Source organism: Pseudomonas sp. CCC4.1 (assembly GCF_035019225.1).
Taxonomy (GTDB): Bacteria; Pseudomonadota; Gammaproteobacteria; order Pseudomonadales; family Pseudomonadaceae; genus Aquipseudomonas; species Aquipseudomonas bubulae.
This window is the reverse complement of sequence record NZ_JASJWL010000014.1, coordinates 23,168-39,211: the sequence shown is the minus strand read 5'-3', so window position 1 is coordinate 39,211 and position 16,044 is coordinate 23,168. Positions and strand designations below refer to the sequence as shown.

The 16,044-nt window shown below is 62.1% G+C and carries 13 protein-coding genes; 9 read left to right on the top strand and 4 right to left on the bottom strand.

Going from position 1 to position 16,044, the window contains the following annotated elements; all coding sequences use genetic code 11:
* The first annotated feature begins 141 nt into the window (after positions 1-141).
* Positions 142-705: an RrF2 family transcriptional regulator gene (locus tag QN377_RS08355; RefSeq protein WP_095002523.1), complete on the top strand. Its 564-nt coding sequence runs from the start codon at positions 142-144 to the stop codon at positions 703-705.
* On the opposite strand, the gene QN377_RS08350 is transcribed toward QN377_RS08355, so the two are convergent.
* The gene (locus QN377_RS08350) at positions 626-1,561 is read right to left on the bottom strand and encodes an EamA family transporter (RefSeq protein WP_095018747.1); all 936 of its coding nucleotides are present in this window, start codon (positions 1,559-1,561) and stop codon (positions 626-628) included. The genes QN377_RS08355 and QN377_RS08350 overlap by 80 nt on opposite strands.
* 119 nt (positions 1,562-1,680) lie before the next feature.
* Here QN377_RS08350 and QN377_RS08345 point away from each other — a divergent pair, with 119 nt between their 5' ends.
* Positions 1,681-2,463, top strand: coding sequence for an AraC family transcriptional regulator (locus tag QN377_RS08345; protein WP_095002521.1), 783 nt, complete (start codon positions 1,681-1,683; stop codon positions 2,461-2,463).
* A 58-nt stretch (positions 2,464-2,521) separates the two neighbouring features.
* Here QN377_RS08345 and QN377_RS08340 read toward each other — a convergent pair whose 3' ends face one another.
* Positions 2,522-5,431 (bottom strand): RHS repeat domain-containing protein, encoded by a 2,910-nt coding sequence (locus QN377_RS08340; RefSeq protein WP_095018746.1) that lies wholly within the window; start codon positions 5,429-5,431, stop codon positions 2,522-2,524.
* Positions 5,432-5,608: 177 nt separating this feature from the next.
* Positions 5,609-6,631 (bottom strand): aldo/keto reductase, encoded by a 1,023-nt coding sequence (locus tag QN377_RS08335; protein ID WP_176464292.1) that lies wholly within the window; start codon positions 6,629-6,631, stop codon positions 5,609-5,611.
* Between the two features lie 281 nt (positions 6,632-6,912).
* Here QN377_RS08335 and QN377_RS08330 point away from each other — a divergent pair, with 281 nt between their 5' ends.
* From QN377_RS08330 to QN377_RS08300, 7 genes are read left to right on the top strand one after another with little or no spacing between them, the layout of a single operon-like run.
* Positions 6,913-7,500 carry a helix-turn-helix domain-containing protein gene (locus QN377_RS08330; protein ID WP_095018745.1) on the top strand — a complete coding sequence of 196 codons (588 nt, stop codon included), beginning with the start codon at positions 6,913-6,915 and terminating at the stop codon, positions 7,498-7,500.
* Positions 7,501-7,536: 36 nt separating this feature from the next.
* Positions 7,537-8,676, top strand: a complete 1,140-nt coding sequence (locus QN377_RS08325) for an LLM class flavin-dependent oxidoreductase (RefSeq protein ID WP_095002518.1) — start codon at positions 7,537-7,539, stop codon at positions 8,674-8,676.
* Between the two features lie 20 nt (positions 8,677-8,696).
* A complete protein-coding gene (locus QN377_RS08320; RefSeq protein WP_095018744.1) occupies positions 8,697-10,325 on the top strand; it encodes an ABC transporter substrate-binding protein in 1,629 nt (542 codons plus the stop codon).
* A complete protein-coding gene (locus QN377_RS08315; RefSeq protein WP_095002516.1) occupies positions 10,318-11,304 on the top strand; it encodes an ABC transporter permease in 987 nt (328 codons plus the stop codon). The genes QN377_RS08320 and QN377_RS08315 overlap by 8 nt, the downstream gene beginning before the upstream one ends.
* Before the next feature lie 14 nt (positions 11,305-11,318).
* On the top strand, positions 11,319-12,197 hold the full coding sequence (locus tag QN377_RS08310; RefSeq protein WP_095018743.1) for an ABC transporter permease: 879 nt from the start codon (positions 11,319-11,321) through the stop codon (positions 12,195-12,197).
* Entirely contained in the window at positions 12,194-13,900 is a 1,707-nt protein-coding gene (locus QN377_RS08305) for a dipeptide ABC transporter ATP-binding protein (protein WP_095018742.1), read from the top strand. Before QN377_RS08310 ends, QN377_RS08305 begins: the two co-directional genes overlap by 4 nt.
* A 25-nt stretch (positions 13,901-13,925) precedes the next feature.
* Entirely contained in the window at positions 13,926-15,152 is a 1,227-nt protein-coding gene (locus QN377_RS08300) for an acyl-CoA dehydrogenase family protein (RefSeq protein WP_095018741.1), read from the top strand.
* A 106-nt stretch (positions 15,153-15,258) separates the two neighbouring features.
* Here QN377_RS08300 and QN377_RS08295 read toward each other — a convergent pair whose 3' ends face one another.
* The gene (locus tag QN377_RS08295) at positions 15,259-16,038 is read right to left on the bottom strand and encodes an ABC transporter substrate-binding protein (protein WP_254925893.1); all 780 of its coding nucleotides are present in this window, start codon (positions 16,036-16,038) and stop codon (positions 15,259-15,261) included.
* Positions 16,039-16,044: the final 6 nt, after the last annotated feature.

Sequence of the window (16,044 nt, the reverse complement as noted above, 5' to 3'; positions counted from 1 at the left end):
TCAATAACGGCGACTATATTAGTCGTAGTTACAGAGAGCAATCTTTATTTGGGGTCCATGCCACTGCTGTCACGCCCAAGGAGCGTTGCTCGCCTGACTGATCACTGCTAAAATATGCGACTAATTCAGTCGGAGATTTTGATGTCTCTTTACAGCGCGGGCGTTGAGTACGGCATTCACTGCCTGCTCTTTTTGGTAGGCGATGGCGGCGAAAGCCGTGAGGCGAGCGTGCGTGATCTTGCAGAGTTGCAAGGCGTACCTCAGGACTATCTGGCGAAGATCTTCACCAAGCTGGCCAAGGCCAAACTGGTCGTGGCCACGGAAGGCGTGCGCGGCGGATTCAAACTGGCCAGGCCTGCTGACGAAATCAGCATTCTCGATATCGTCAACGCTATCGACGGCCAAAAGCTTATTTTCGATTGCCGGGAAATTCGTGGCCGCTGCGCACTCTTCGAAGGCTCGCCGCCTGCCTGGGCGCTGGACGGCCACTGTTCGGTTCACGCGGCGATGATGACGGCACAAAAGCGCATGGAAGAGGCCCTGGCCCAACAAACCATTCTTGATCTTGCCCGAAAGGTCGGCCGTAAATCACCCGCCGAGTTCCCGGCACAGGTCGGCAAATGGATCAACGATCGTCGAGAGAAGAAAAGCGCCGCGCAGACTTCTGACGACCAGGCCATCCCGGTAACTGAAATCTCGGACTAAGACCCGGCCCTTTTACAAACCCCACTGCCAGCGCCGCCAATATCAGCACAATCGCAAGCCCTTCATTGAACCCAATCTTGTGCCCCAGCATCAGCATCGAACCTGCGATCCCGAAAACCGGAATCAGCAGGGACAGCGGCGCCACCCTGGATACCGGGTACTCGCGAAGTAACAGATTCCAGCCCCAGTAACAGAAATGCGTCGCCGCGTAGACCTGAAACAACAGGGAAAACAACGCCACCCACTCAAAGTGGGTGACTAAAGAGGTAAAAGGCGCAGATCCGTGGGCAAGCCAGGTAAGAGCCAACAGCGGCAGCGGCGCAAACACACTGGCCCACACCACAAAGGCGAACATCTCCCGCACTTTCGACTGTTTGATAATGACGTTGCCGATACTCCAGCTCAGAGCACTGATCAGCAACAGGCCATAACCCAGGGTCGTGCCCCGGCCGGGGCTGGCCACAATGATGCTGATCAACCCCAACAGTGCCAGCCCCATCCCCAGTATCTGGCCGAAGCCCAGACGCTCGCGAAACAGCAATACCCCCCAGCCCAAGGTGAAAAAAGCACTGAACTGGATCAGCAGCGCAGCGGTTCCTGGGGGCACGCCCCATTCAATACCCAGATTGATCAGGGCCCACATGGCCACTCCAAAAATCAAGCCATAAGCAGCCAGCCACTTGATGGCAATCGGCGGCCGTTTGACGAAAAATACCCACGGCAACGCCGCAAGGGTAAAACGCAGCGCTGTTAGCAACAGCGGATCGATAGCTGCCAGGCCCAGTTTAGTGATGGGGAAGTTCAGCCCCCAAACGGCCGTCACCAGCACGGCCAGGATCAGATGTTTCTTTTGCATAGGTGGGGGGCTTCCAGTGGCAAGGCGGGCGGCGTCATGCACCAACCAAAATGCCACTATGCACACTTGCCGTATCGGCCCGCTTGCACTATCAGGTCAAAGATCATTAAATTCGGGCCATGAGCGAATTTGAATCCGACACCTGCGAAAATATCCCCCGCGACGCTGTGGTCACGGCCATTGACTATGCCGACGGGCAGCGCTTTGCCCTGCACAGGCATAACCGCGGGCAGTTTGCCTATGCCGCCTGCGGTGTCATCACGGTGTTTACCGACCAAGGCAACTGGGTGGTACCGCCGCAACGGGCCATCTGGGTACCGGCAGGGGTACCCCACGAAATGAGCATGAACGGCCCGGTGACCCTGCTGAACACCTATATCCGCGAGCCCGCGTCTGTGCGTCTTGGCCTGCCGGCGCATTGTCAGGTTTTCGGCATATCGCCGCTGCTGCACCAGTTATTGATCCAGGCCACGGATATTCCGGCGCTCTATGACGAAACCCGCAGAGAGGGGCTGCTGATGAATTTGCTGCTCCACGAAATAGCCGAGATGCCACCCCTTTCGCTCAATGCGCCGCTACCGGGTGAGCCCAGGCTGGCGCGGGCCTGCCGCACACTGCTGGAGCAGCCGTCGCTGGATATCGGGATTGATGATATGGCCCGGCAGGTTGGCATGAGCCGCCGTACCTTTACCCGCCTGTTTCGCCAGCAAACCGGCATCAGTTTTGTCGAATGGCGCCAGCAAGCCTGCCTGTTGGCAGCGGTGGTGCGCCTTGGCCATGGCGAGGCCGTTACGCAAGTGGCGACCGATCTGGGCTATAGCAGCCCGAGCGCTTTCACCAGCGTTTTTCGCCGGGTGCTGGGCGAGGTGCCAAGCCGGTACTGTCTGAAGGAACCGAGTTGAACCAACTGGCCAGCCCCGCTGCCGACAAACACAGCACCCGCTCAAAAGGGTATGTGCCTCAGTGCGGATTTCGTATCCCCACAACGCGGTAGGCAGCGCTCCCCGTGCGCTCGAACATCAGGCGCCAGGCGCCTCGCCTGCGGCTGTTGTTATAGCCAATAAGGTCAGCGGACATTAATCGATCGCTGTGGGGGTGCCAGTTAATCGACCGCAAACGCCCCTCGCGCAAATGGCTCAAGGTCAGGGCAATACTGATTCCCGCAGAGCCCGCTGGCAAAGGTGTCACCGCTGAATCATCGATCGTCAGGGCGGCAGGCGAACGAGGGGGCGGGAGCGCAGCGGCGACCGGCCTCGCGCTTTGCAGGGGCTGTTTTTTTGCGGCCGCGCTTTTACCGGGCAATCGGGTCATGGCCGTTGCCTCGGGTGTCCCCGTGGCGCTCGAGGGGCCTGCGGCCTGTGGTTCCCGGTGGGCACGAAGCAACAGACTGCGAACGCCAAGATGCCTCAGCTCACGGGTGGGTGGCCGCCCTGATGCCACTACAGCGCGCAAACGCTCCCGATACTCGACGCCCACGACATATCCGTATAGGTCACCACGCACGGTGGGGTAAACCGCCAACGCCACACCTGTGCTCTGCAGAACCTGACTGTGCTGGCTGTAAAAAAAGTTGACCAGCTTGACTGTTTCTTCAGGGCTCAGCGCCATGTCCCGGGCAAACTCCAGGGCTTTTTCCGTGACGCTTTGCGCCAGCTCATATTCCTGCGCATCCGTGAGGCCTGGTGCTGGCTGTTGCGCCTCGGCCAAATCCAGATACCGGTTCAAGGCAAAGAGTGCCGAGCCTGCCACTGCCCCCAGTCCTGCAACGGCTTGAGCAGCATTAAACAGCCAGCCCAAGGCATAGCCAAGGGCGGTAAAAATGACGATCAGGCTCAGACCGGCAACGACCCGATAGCGTTGGGGTAGATCTTCTTCCCGCCCATCAGGATCTATCCGATTTATCGGGTTGTTACCGACCATGGCATAAACATTCAAGCCGTCGATGGTCCCTGCCGGGTCTGCACTGATCCAACGCTGGAGCCAGGCCGCGTAATAACGCAAACCGTAGTAGTAAAGCCCGGACGCATCGCGTTCCTTGCCCGAGTAACGCAGGGTCTTGAATGTGGCTTCAAGCGCGCTTTTCGCCGCCCACCATGCCGTCGCCCCGAACGGGTAAAAACCCTCCTGGCTGAGCAGTGCCGCGCGCTCATCAAGCTCCAGTACGCCGCTGCCCAGGTGATCGCAAAGGCTGAAGCGCACATGCTCATTCTCGACCCCATCGGGCAACCCCTGCTCCCAGGCAAGTAAACGCACCCCGGTGCGGCCTGCTTGCAGCGTCAAGGCACTTGAGCGCTCTCCCGTGGCCCGGTTGAGGCGCAGCTCCAGCCCCGGCAAATAACGCACTTCATCCACATGGGTGAGGTTTGCGGCCCGGGTCGTTCTACGCTTGAAAACCCGCTGCCCCTGACCGTCGTAGACGTAGGCTTCTTCATCATTCTCACCGTTGGTGCGCTGCACGCTGGTGACACGGCACAGTTGATTGCGCACATTCCACTCCAGGGCCTGACCACGCACCAACACCCGTTGATTGCCACAGGCATCAAACGCCTCGCCTGAAGCCAGCAGAGAACCGGGCTCAATCATCTGGCTGCGGTTACTGGTTTGTGGCACGGACATACGCCGGGTGTAGCCCTGGCCGGCAGAAGGTACATGCTGCATCTGTACCAGGTTGGCGCCGGCATCGTACTGATAGTGCCGCGTGTAGTTGCGCCATTGCTGCGTGTCCGTTGTGTCGAAGAGCACCGCCGCAGGGGTACTGGCGCCACCGGGGTGGCGCGCATTTTCTCGTCCGCTGGCTTTGACCAGTTGGTAGAGGGTGTCGTAGGTAAAAGTGCTCGAAGCCTGGATCATCGCGTTGCTGGCCCAGGTGGTCGGTTGAGCGCCATCCACCACATGGGTCACATTGCCTACCCGGTCGTAGGTGTAGGTCAGATCCTGCAAGATGCCACCCTGTGCCCCCCCGCGACTGGCCTGCAACCGTCGCAAACTGCCATCATCGTCAGCGTAAGTAGCCCGGGTGACAACACCGTTGCCTGCCCGCTCGCTCGTCACTTGCCCGGCGGCGTTGTAGACCAGCTCATCCACCAACAGTTTTGACTTGCCACCTGCCGTAAGCAGGACAACACCTACCTGTTCCCCTGCAACGTTATATTCCAGGCGCTGCCGGTTCCCCCTGGCATCACGCAGCCCGAGCAGTTCACCCAGCGCATTGCGATGCCAGGCCGTCAGGTAATGCCGAGCCTCCAATTGTCGATCGCGCCACGCTTGCGGCTCAGGCCAGTCGAGCGCTTCAGGGGCCTGGCAGAAACGCCGCGACTGGCTGTTTGCCTCGCCGGTCAAATCGTACTGTTCGTTGATGACGCTGCCAGCCGGGTCATCATGGCGGACCAGACGGCCGCATCGGTTCCGCGCCCTGTCCGCTGAATCGGCCGCCCCGTAGGTAAAACGCTCAAGACATCGGGCGTGGGGCTCATCACTGCGCTGTTCATGAACGGCCACAAGCCTGGACTGGGCATCGTAGTCAAAACACTGCTGATGCCCGCGCCCGTTCCAGGTTTTGCGCATCTGCTGCGCGACGCCAAACAGAGTGATGTGCCATCCGCTATCGACACTGTCAGTGCGCAACGCCAGCCCTGAAAGGCTGGAAATCTGGCGTTGATTGGCCGCGACTGTGGCCCCATGACGACGCGACGCCCCCAATCGCGGGTCCCACTGCCCGAGTACAAAACCGGTGGCGCCAAAGACAGTTTCGTGAATCCGCGCCCGGGGGCTCTGCTGTGCACTCAGACGGTGGTATTGCACCCTGCGTACACTCAAGCCCCTGGGGTCAACCGCCGTCAGTGACGGCGTGTGGTGATGCACATGGGTCATGGCGCCTGGCCTGTTTAACGAAATGGAGCAAAAAGGCTATGGCTCAAGTCGAGGGCAAAGGTGGTAAATAATTAGTTTTATTTAAAATCCGCAGCCCCAAGGGTCTGGGCTGAGGGCGGATTTATCGCGCTCACAAAAAAACGCCCGAAGGCGTTTTTATATCTGACAGCCGGGGTTTCACACCCGCGACTTGCGTCCGAAAAACGGATGGCTCGGGTCGTTGTAGCCCGGTGTCGTCGAGTGCCCGGTGACCACCAGATCATTGATAAAGGCTTCGTCCTGCGCGGTGAACCTGTAGTTCAACGCTGGCACATAGTCTTCCCATTGCTGCTCAGTTCGCGGCCCGGCAATGGCCGACGTGATCAACAGGTTATTCAGCACCCAGGCCAAAGCGAACTGGCCTGCGGTAATGCCTTGCCCTTCGGCATAGTCACGAATGCGCTGGGCCAGGTTGAGGGACTCGGGGCGCCATTCGGTTTGCTGCAGGCGCGGGTCGTTGCGCCCGGCGCGGGTGTCCTGGCCAGGGGCCTGATCGGGGTCGTACTTGCCCGTCAGTACGCCACGCGCCAACGGGCTGTAGGAAATCACGCCAATGCCGTAATGCTCCGCCGCCGGCAGGTGCTCGACTTCGATCTGACGGTTGGCCAGGTTGTACAGCGGCTGGCTCACGCTCGGACGCTGGATGCCCAGCAGGTCGGCGCTGCGGCTGAATTCGGCAAGTTTCCAGCCGCGGTGGTTGGACAAACCGTAGCCACGGATCTTGCCCGCCCGGATCACGTCATCCAGCGCGCGCAGGGTTTCGTCCACCGGGGTGTCGTGGTCTTCGCGGTGCAGGTAGAACAGGTCGATATAGTCGGTGTTGAGGCGCTTGAGGCTGGCGTCCACCGAGGCAATCACGTTCTGGCGCGAGGCCCCGCTGTTGTTCGGCCCGCTGCCGCCCGGGTTGGGATTGACGAACTTGGTAGCCAGTACCCAGTGCTGACGACGATCACCGATCAAACGGCCCACCACGGCTTCCGAGGCACCGTCGTTGTAGCCGTTGGCGGTGTCGATGGAGTTGATGCCCTGCTCGAAAGCGCGGTCGGTGATGCGCCGGGCGACGTCGTCCGGGGTCTGCCCGCCGAACATCATGGTGCCCAGGGTAATGGGCGAAACCTTCACGCCGTTGCGGCCCAGGTTGCGGTATTGAATGTCGCTCATGCTGACTCCCTGCGTGGTGATCGTGAAATCAAGTGGCGCAAACAGTAGTCAGCCGTGTTCTGGCGGTCAACGCCCAACGGGGCATAACCATAGAGCGGTTTTGTCAGGGTATCTCTTATTCAAAACGGGTCTTTAAACGTCGGAATTAATTATTTATGGATCTAAAAAACCCTCGGTAATCTCATGACTTTTCGGACCGCATGAAAAGGAATCATCATGAGCCGTCGCCCCCATGGCCCTGACAATTCACCTGCATTCACCTCACTTGCAGGTTCACGCCCATGAATATCCCTACCGGTTTTCTCGACAGCAGCGGCAGCGTTCCCTTCAGCTTGCCCGAGCGTGATCCACAGGGCGACGATCCTGTCGCCAAACGTATCAGCCACAACCTGCAGCGCTTGCGCGACAAGCGCCAGTTGTCCCTGGAAGCACTGGCCCATGCCAGTGGTGTGCGCCGCGCGATGATTGCGCAGATCGAAGCGGGCCGCAGCTTCCCCTCGGTCAAGGTGCTGAGCAAAGTCGCCGCCGCACTGAAGGTGTCCATCGCCGAGTTCCTCGACCCCGACGGCGCCGGCATGGTTATACGCCGCGCCCTGCCCCCTGAGCACGCCGCCCCCCTGGTGACGTTCAACGAGCTGCGCCTGGGGCCCCAGGCCGAGGAAAGAGTGCCCGGCACCCCCCATGGCGTGCAAAACCACCTGCTGGTGGCCGAGGGCACTCTGGAGCTGAAAATCAATGACGAACTGGTTGTGCTGCACGCTGGCGACTCGATCCTGTTTCGCGCCGAACGGCCCCACCGGTATCGCAACCCGCACAACAGCGAAGCCGTCGCCTACCTGCTGACCAGCCCTGCGCAAGTGCAGGAATAGCCCGCGTTTTCCTATCCCCTGCCTGGAGCCTTCGCCTTGTCACGTCAGCCCTCCCCTCTGGATTTTCCTCAAAGCCCGCTGTCCCGTGCCTTTGAACAACCGTTGTTTCTGGGCCTGTTCCTGCCGGTGCAGTCCGGTGGCTGGAGCCCTTCGGCACTGCCACGCAGTACCACCTGGACCTTTGACTACAACCGTCAGTTGACCCTGCGCGCCGAAGAGTTGGGATTTGACCTGGTGTTTGCCCTCGCTGAATGGTTGGGCAAGGGCGGCTACGGGGGCGATATCCGCTACCACGACGAATCACTGGATGCCTTTATCACTCAGGCAGCGCTGGCGTCGGTGACCTCGCGCATCCTGCTGATCTCTACCCTGCATGTGCTCTATGGCCCCTGGCATCCACTGCACCTGGCCAAGTTCGGCGCCACCCTTGACCATATCAGCAAGGGCCGCTGGGGCCTGAACCTGGTGACCGGGCATCGTCATCGCGAACACCGGCGCTTCGGTCAGGCCCCCATCGAGCACGATCAGCGTTACCGCCAGGCCGACGAATTTATCCGCGTGGTGCAGGAACTGTGGCACAGCCCGGACAACGTCGATTTCAGCGGCGATCATTACAAGCTCGAAGAGGCCTATGTCAGCGTCAAACCGTCCTTTGGCCGTCCGGTGCTGGTCAACGCCACCGGCTCACCCGCCGGTATCGACTTCGCGGCACGGCATTCCGACATTGTGTTCACCACCAGCCCCGGCAGTGCCGAGATCGAAAACGCGCTGGAGAAACTGCCCGAGCATTTGCAGCGCATCAAACACGCCGCCCGTGGCTATGGCCGTCAGGTGCGCACCCTGATCAACCCGCTGGTGATTTGCCGCGACAGCGATGCCGAAGCCTGGGAAGTCCACGCCGCGATCACGGCCGCAGGTGACCCCGGTGCACTGGAGGGCCATGCCCGTGAAGCCAGTGATGCCCATGCCTGGCGCGGCCATCAACCGGCCGAGCGTTATGTGGGCGGCAATATCCAGCTGGTCGGCAGCCCCGAGACCGTGGTGCGCGACATCATCCGCCTCAAAGAGGCCGGTATCGACGGCTTGCAACTGAGCTTCTTCGACTTTGCCCCCGACCTTGAACAGTTTGGCGAGCGCGTGTTGCCCCTTTTGCGCCAGGCCGGCCTGCGCCGCTAACCCACCCCAGGAAGACCGCCATGCCCTTTACCCGTCGTCAATTTGTTGTTGGCCTGTCTGCCCTGTCCGCGCTCGGCGCCAGCGTGCCGTTCCTGCCCACTGCCCTGGCCGATGCCACGGGGCAGGCCGTCAGCGGACGCCGGGTGTTCAACTTGCTGATCAATCCCGAGCCGCCTTCGCTGAGCTCTTTCAACACCACCGCCGGTACCAGCGTCACCGCCAGCAGCAAGGTACTGGAGGGGCTGCTGACTTACGATGAAGCCCTCAATGCCCGCCCTGCACTGGCCACCGCCTGGGAGGCCGCGCCCGATGGCTTGAGCTACCGCTTCATCCTGCGCGAAGGCGTCAAATGGCATGACGGCGAGCCGTTCACCTCGGCCGACGTGGCGTTCTCCCTGGACTTGATCAAGCGTTTTCACCCCCGGGGTTCCAGTACCTTTGCCAACCTGGAGCGGGTCGACACCCCCGACGACCACACTGCCATCGTTCATTTGAGCAAGCCGGCGCCGTACTTGATTCGCGGTTTTGCCGGCGGTGAAACGCCGATCCTGCCCAAGCACCTGTATGCCTCGGGCGACCCGCTGAGCAATCTGCACAACAACGCCCCGGTGGGCACCGGCCCCTTCCGTTTCAAGCGCTGGGAGCGCGGCAGTTTTATCGAGTACGAACGCAACCCGAACTACTGGGACCCGGCGGCAACGGTGGTCGATACGCTGATCCTCAAAGTCATCCCCGACGGTGCCGCGCGCCTGGCCGCGTTTGAAAACGGCACGCTGGATGCAGGCGGGCAAAGCCCGGTGCCGCTAAGCGAGCTGGAGCGCCTGACCAAATCCGGCCGTTTAAAAGCCACCACCCGCGGCTATCGCTACACCATTACCCCGACCATGCTCGAGTTCAACCTCGATAACCCGCTGTTGTCTCGCCTCGAGGTGCGCCAGGCAATTGCCCATGCCCTCGATCGCGAAGTGATCCGCAAGGTGGTGTACTACGGCTACGCCGAAGCCAGCTATTCACCGATCCCGAAAAGCTTCGCCAACTACGTCTACGAGGGCCCCAATCCGTATCCCTTCGACACCGAGGCAGCCAATGCATTGCTGGACAAGGCCGGGTTGGTAAAAAAAGGCACCTGGCGTTTCAGCCTGACCCTCGACCCGCTGCCCTACGGCGACAGCTACAGCCGCACTGCCACCTATGTGCGCAGTGCCCTGGCACGCATTGGCATCGAAGTGAAACTGCGCGCCCAGGATTTTCCCACCTATATCAAACGTATCTACACCGACCGCGACTTTGACTTTGCCGTGGTCGGCATGGGCACCCTGTATGACCCCACGGTAGGTGTGCAACGCCTGTTCTGGTCGAAGAATTTTCGCCAGGGCGTGCCGTTTTCCAATGGCACCCACTACAACAATCCCGAAGTCGACCGCCTGCTGGAAAGCGCCGCGGTCGAGACCGACGAACAAAAACGCGGCGAGCTGTTCAAGGCGTTCCAGAAGATCGTGATTGAAGAGGTGCCTTCGATCACCCTGGTCATGCAGCAACAGGTCTCGGTGTACAACGCCCGGGTCAGTGGTTTCGAAGATGACGCCAACGGCCTGGACAGCAGCCTGGCCAATATCAGCCTGGCTGACACCGGAGGCGCCCATGCTTGAACGGCGCAGAATGTGGCGCCTGTCACGGCGCACCTTGTGGCAGGCCATCCCCACCGTAGTCGGCATCCTGTTGCTGAATTTTTTGCTGCTGCGGCTGATCCCCGGTGACGCCGTGGATGTGCTGGCCGGTGAGTCCGGCGGCGCCAGTGCCGAAACCCTGCTGCAGTGGCGCAGCCATTTTGGCCTGGACTTGAGCCTGCTGGAGCAATTGCAACGCTACCTCGGCCAACTGGCCCATCTGGACCTCGGCCTGTCGCCACGCTTCAACCTGCCAGTCAGCCACCTGGTACTCGATCGCCTGCCCAATACCCTGGTGCTGATGGTCGGCGCATTGGGGCTGGCGCTCGCCATTGGCATCGCCGCCGGTACGGCAATGGCCACCTGGGTCGGTCGCTGGCCTGACCGCGTGTTGTCACTGGCGGTGTTGCTGCTGTATTCCACGCCGGGGTTCTGGATCGGCTTGATGGCGGTGCTGCTGTTTTCGGTCAAGCTCGGCTGGTTGCCCAGCAACGGTTTTCAGACCCTGGGCCTCGATCTGCACGGCACGGCCTGGCTGCTCGACCGCCTGCAGCACGCCGTGCTGCCAGTGCTGGCGCTGGCCACGTTCTATATCGCCCTGTATGCCCGCCTGACCCGTGCCGCGATGCTCGAAGTGCAACGTCAGGACTACGTGCGCACCGCACGGGCCAAGGGCCTGGCGCCATGGCGAGTGGTGTCGCGGCATGTGCTGCGCAATGCCCTGCTGCCGGTTTCGACCCTGGCCGGGCTGCATTTCGCCGCCCTGCTCGGCGGCGCCGCCGTCACCGAAACCCTGTTCGGCTGGCCCGGCCTGGGCCGTCTCACCCTCGAGGCGGTGATGTCCCGTGACTACAACCTGCTGCTGGGCATCCTGCTGCTGTCATCGATGCTGGTGGTGGTGATCAATATCGCCGTCGACCTGCTGCAAGCCTGGCTCGACCCCCGTATCCAGGCCGACTGAAAAGGAGCTGCCCCATGACCACTGCCGTACTGCCAAACGCTCCGACCGGCTACAGCGAAAGCGTCTGGACGGCCCTGTTGCGCAATCCCTCGGCGCTGATTGGCGCGACCATGCTGGCACTGGTGCTGACCCTGGCACTGCTGGCGGGCACGCTCTACCCCGGTGACCCGCTGGATATGGTCGCCATGCCGATGCTGTGGCCCGGCGACGATCCGGGCTACTTTCTGGGCAGCGACTCACTGGGCCGCGACGTAGCTGCCGGGATCGCCCACGGGGCCCGCGGGTCTTTACTGATTGCCGCCAGCGCCACCCTGATCAGCGTGCTGATCGGCGGGCTGGTCGGGGCTCTGGCCGGCTACCACGGCGGCAAGCTGGGGGATGTGCTGATGCGCCTCTGCGAAGTGTTCCAGACCGTGCCGTCTTTTTTGCTGGTGATCGTGATCGTGGCCATCGGCAACCCAACGCTGGGGGTTATCGCGCTGGCGATCGGTATCTCCTCATGGCCCACGGTGGCACGCCTGGTACGCGCCGAGTTCCGTACCCTGCGTGAAGCCGACTTTGTGACTGCCGCGCGCAGCCTGGGCTTCGGCAATAGCTCGATCATCCTGCGTGAAATCCTGCCCAACGCCCTCGCGCCGCTGGTGGTCACCACCTCGATCCTGATTGCCCAGGCGATTCTGGTGGAAGCCGGGCTCGCCTTCCTCGGTATGAGCGACCCGAATCAGGCCAGTTGGGGCGCCATGCTCGGCAGTGGCCGCGAGCAGATCGCCAGCGGCTGGTACCTCACCGCCCTGCCGGGGCTGGCAATCATCTTCGTGGTGCTGGCCCTCAATCTTCTGGGCGACGGTCTCAATGACGCCCTCAACCCTCGCCTGCGACGGTATATCCCATGAGCCTGCTGGACGTACGCGGTTTGCGCGTGAGCTACGACAACGCCGATGCCGTCAAAGACCTGAGTTTCACCCTGCAAGCCGGCGAGACACTGGCGCTGGTGGGTGAGTCCGGATGCGGTAAATCCACCACGGCCCTGGCCCTGATGGGCCTGCTGCCGGACAACGCCCGGCTGGGCGGTCAGGTACTGTTCGAGGGTCGCGACCTGCTAGGCATGGCGCCGCGGCAAATGCGCCAGTTGCAGGGTAATGCCCTGGGGATGATCTTTCAGGACCCGCTGTCGAGCCTCAACCCCGTACTCACCCTGGGTGAGCAAGTCAGCGAAATCCTGCTGACCCACACTGACCTGACCCGGCGCCAGGCCTGGCAGCGGGCCGAAGAACTGTTCGCCCTGGTGCAATTGCCGCGCCCGGCAGCGCATTTACGTGAGTACCCACAGCACTTGTCGGGCGGCCAGCGCCAGCGGGTAGTGATCGCCATGGCGATTGCCTGCCAGCCCCGACTGTTGATCGCCGACGAGCCGACCACGGCGCTGGATGTCAGCGTGCAGGCGCAGATCCTTGAGTTGCTGGCTCGTTTGCGGGGCGAGCTGGGCATGGGTCTGCTGCTGATTACCCATGATCTGGGCGTGGTCGGTCAGCACGCCGATCGGGTCATCGTGATGCACGATGGCCACGCCCTGGAAAGCCGGTCGACCCGCGACCTGATCGAGCACCCGCAACACCCCTACAGTCGCGGCCTGCTGCAGGCGTCGCTGGGGGCTGAACATAAGCAGCATTACTTGAGTAACCGTCTGGCTGAAATCAATGTCGAGCGCCAGTCGGAGCAGGCCACCCGCTATGGCGTCAAGTCCACCCTCTACGCGCCGGGCCGCCAGCCTAGGGCACCCACGGGCAACCCGGCGCTGCTCAAGGTCAGCGACCTGACCACCGGCTATGGCAACAGCACCGTACTTGACCGCATCAGCCTTGAAGTGGGCGAGCGTGAGAGCGTGGGCCTGGTGGGCGAGTCGGGTTGCGGCAAGTCGACCCTCAGTCGCACCCTGCTGCGTTTACTGCCCGCACGCAGTGGCACAATCGAATTCGACGGACGCGATATCGCCAGCCTCAAGGACGAGTCGCTGCTAGGCTGGCGCCGTCAGGTGCAAATGATTTTTCAGGATCCCTACGCGGCGCTTAACCCGCGCCACAGCGTGGAGAGCATTCTCGATCGGGTGCAGCGCCTGCACGGGCAGACCGACCCGGGCCAACGCCAGCAGGCCCGCTTCGCAATGCTCGATGCCGTGGGGTTGGCGCGCAGCAGCCTGGCGCGCTTGCCCCATCAGTTTTCCGGTGGCCAGCGCCAGCGCATCGGCATTGCCCGGGCGTTGATCCTCAAGCCGCGGCTGGTGATCTGCGACGAACCGGTATCGGCGCTGGATGTTTCGACCCAGGCGCAGATCCTCAACCTGCTGGTGGAGCTGCGCGAAGAGCTGGGCCTGTCCTATCTGTTTATCTCCCACGACCTGTCGGTAGTGCGCTATTTCGCCGACCGGATTCTGGTGATGGAGCAAGGGCAAATCGTCGAACAGGCCACCCCGCAAACCCTCTGGCATTCACCCCGGCCCCCCTACACCCGTCGCCTGCTGGCGGCGATACCCGGCGCCGCTGCGCCGGAACCGGCCCCTCAACCTGTATCCGGCCTGCGCTTTGCCGTCGGCTGGTAATCCGCTCAACGCCAAGGAGCACGACATGTCGCAAATTGACTCTGCCTGGGGCGCCGTCCCGTCGGCGCGATACGAAGCATTGGCGGCCCGTTATCGGCCGGTCTTTGCGCAGATTCGTCAAGGAGCCGTAGATCGCGAACTGGAGCGGCGCTTGCCGCTCCAGGAGTTGCAATGGCTCAAGGAGGCAGGCTTCACCACCCTGCGCGTGCCCAAGGAATATGGTGGTGCCGGCGCCAGCCTGCCGGAACTGTTCAACCTGCTGATCGAACTGGCCGAGGCCGATTCAAACCTGGTGCAATCATTGCGCGGGCACTTCGGTTTTTGTGAAAACCTGCTCAATAGTCGCGACCCTGAGTATCAGGGCGTGTGGCTGGAGCGCCTGGGTCGTGGCGAAACCGTCAGCCCGGCGTCCGGCGAAGTGGGCAATGCCAAACAGCTTGAATTCGGCACCCGCCTGAGCCTTCACGGCGGCCACTGGCAATTGAGTGGCAGCAAGTTCTACACCACCGGTGCGCTGTATGCCGACTGGGTCGATGTCAGCGCCAACAACCCGGATGAACAGCGCGTATCGGTGACGGTGCGCACCAATGATCCGGGGGTGGAAATCATCGACGACTGGAACGGTTTCGGCCAGACGTTGACCGCCAGCGGCACCGCGCATTTTCGCGAAGTGCCGGTGGATCCGCTCAATGTGATTCTGGCTGAAAACCGCTTTCGCTATTCACCGGCTTTTTTCCAGTCTGTGCACACGGCAACCCTGACCGGGATTGGCCGCGCGCTGGCCGACGAAACTGCCGGGCATGTGGCCAGGCGCACCCGCAGCTTCAGCAGCGGCAATGCACCGCGCGTGGCCCACGACCCGCAAGTGCTGCAAGTGGTGGGCAACCTGCGCAGCGCGGCCTATGCCGCCGGCGCTATTGCAGCGCAGAACTTCCAGGCGCTGGAGCGAGTCCATCAGGCCCATTTGAGCAATGATGAACACGCCCTGAGCCACGCCGTGAATATTGCCGAACTGGAAGTGGCGCAGTCGCAAACCATAGTCTCGGACTTGATCATCAAGGCCAGTGGCGATCTGTTTGATGCACTGAGTGCATCGGCCACCCTCAAGCCCTTGGGACTGGACCGTTTCTGGCGCAATGCGCGCACGCTGTCGTCGCATAACCCGCGTATTTACAAGAGTCGCATCGTGGGGGATTTTGCGGTGAACGCCACACCGCCACCGGCGCAATGGCGCATTGGTGTGGCGGAGTAAACCCTGTGGGAGCGGGCTTGCTCGCGATGGTATCGACGCGGTTTGCCTGACAGACCTCACCGTTTGCATCGCGAGCAAGCCCGCTCCCACCGTGGCGTGATATCGCTCAGTGACACACCAGCCCGTCGCCGATCTTCAGGCTGTCCACCAGCAACGCATTGCTGCGCAGCTCCCATGCACGGTTCTGGCCGCCACGGGCCTGCCAGTCGCGCAGTGCCGCATTGATCAACGCGCGGCTCTGCTTGTCGATTACGGGCAGGTAAACCCGCAGGTCGCTGCTTGCCTTCAAGGTTTGCGGTAACAGCGCATAGAAGCGCCAGTCCGGCGCCTGTGCCAGCGCCTGCAAGCTGTTGCGCTCTTCAGCCAGCAGGTTGCACTCGCCCGCCATAAACGCCACCGCGGCACGGATCGACGACACATAAGTGCGCAGCTCGGCGCCCTGTTGCTGCAGGGTTTGCGCCCACGGGCTACCCATCGCCAGGCATACGCTTTGCCCGCGCACAGGACGGGCGGGAGCATTGCGCAAGCCAATCAACGCCCCCGCACGGTACTGCACCGGCAAATCCCGCAAGCTCGCCACCCGGTCAGCTTCGACCGGCAGTTTCAGACTGCCGGCAATGACCAGGTCGAGGTGGCCGTCACTCAACGGGCCACTCTGCGGCAATGCCTGCAACTGCACCTTCAGTCCAAGGTAAGCCCCCAGGGCCTCGGCCAACTGACTGTCCAGTTCATCCGGCTCAGCCACCAGCGCCTCTTGCCCCAGGCTCGGCCGTGGGTAACTGCGTACGCCCACACGCAAGACCTGGCGCTGTTCGGCTGCCTGCAACAGCGGCCCACGAGGCATCTCACCCGGTGCCAATGGCCATTGCCAGGCGACCAGCGACACAGCGCC

Coding starts and splice junctions, on each gene's coding strand:
- QN377_RS08355 (WP_095002523.1), top strand. CDS start 142: ATGTCTCTTTACAGCGCGGGCGTTGAGTACGGCATTCACTGCCTGCTC.
- QN377_RS08350 (WP_095018747.1), bottom strand. CDS start 1,561: ATGCAAAAGAAACATCTGATCCTGGCCGTGCTGGTGACGGCCGTTTGG.
- QN377_RS08345 (WP_095002521.1), top strand. CDS start 1,681: ATGAGCGAATTTGAATCCGACACCTGCGAAAATATCCCCCGCGACGCT.
- QN377_RS08340 (WP_095018746.1), bottom strand. CDS start 5,431: ATGACCCATGTGCATCACCACACGCCGTCACTGACGGCGGTTGACCCC.
- QN377_RS08335 (WP_176464292.1), bottom strand. CDS start 6,631: ATGAGCGACATTCAATACCGCAACCTGGGCCGCAACGGCGTGAAGGTT.
- QN377_RS08330 (WP_095018745.1), top strand. CDS start 6,913: ATGAATATCCCTACCGGTTTTCTCGACAGCAGCGGCAGCGTTCCCTTC.
- QN377_RS08320 (WP_095018744.1), top strand. CDS start 8,697: ATGCCCTTTACCCGTCGTCAATTTGTTGTTGGCCTGTCTGCCCTGTCC.
- QN377_RS08315 (WP_095002516.1), top strand. CDS start 10,318: ATGCTTGAACGGCGCAGAATGTGGCGCCTGTCACGGCGCACCTTGTGG.
- QN377_RS08310 (WP_095018743.1), top strand. CDS start 11,319: ATGACCACTGCCGTACTGCCAAACGCTCCGACCGGCTACAGCGAAAGC.
- QN377_RS08305 (WP_095018742.1), top strand. CDS start 12,194: ATGAGCCTGCTGGACGTACGCGGTTTGCGCGTGAGCTACGACAACGCC.
- QN377_RS08300 (WP_095018741.1), top strand. CDS start 13,926: ATGTCGCAAATTGACTCTGCCTGGGGCGCCGTCCCGTCGGCGCGATAC.